This is a genomic window from Brachyspira catarrhinii (assembly GCF_005518285.1).
GTDB lineage: Bacteria > Spirochaetota > Brachyspiria > Brachyspirales > Brachyspiraceae > Brachyspira > Brachyspira catarrhinii.
In genome coordinates, this window is record NZ_SJDU01000775.1 from 1 (window position 1) to 461 (window position 461).

General features: G+C 17.8%; 1 protein-coding gene. It reads right to left on the reverse strand.

Going from position 1 to position 461, the window contains the following annotated elements; all coding sequences use genetic code 11:
- Nucleotides 1–120 precede the first annotated feature (120 nt).
- The coding region (locus EZH24_RS13410; protein WP_137999488.1) for a BspA family leucine-rich repeat surface protein at nt 121–461 on the reverse strand (341 nt) is incomplete at its 5' end.

A 461-nucleotide genomic window follows, 5' to 3' on the forward strand; every position in this document is an offset into this window, starting at 1 on the left:
TATAATCCATTTTTAATTAACCCTGCATCATTTATATTTTTTATTTTAGCTATTTAGTATATTAAGTAATTACTATTAAGTCAATATAATTATTATTGAAACTTATCATTTAATTAATTTTTATTTCTTCTTATCAATTAATTCTTTTAATTCATCATAATAAACATTTTCTAATTTTTTGATAAAATCTTTTAATTTATAATATTTAATAGATTCTGTATAAACTTCTTTAATATTGCATTTTTCAAGCATGGATAAAAGTTTTTTCTTATGATTTCCTCTAGCAATAAAATAAATATTAAGTATTGATTTTATATTTTTAAAAGAAACAGCATTCTCAAAAATATTATCAATAATACAAGTTTTATTTATTTTCCAATCCTCTATTGACTGATTAAAACTTTCACAGCCTGAAAAAATACTGTTCATATTTTTCATATTAGAAGTATTCCAATTATTTA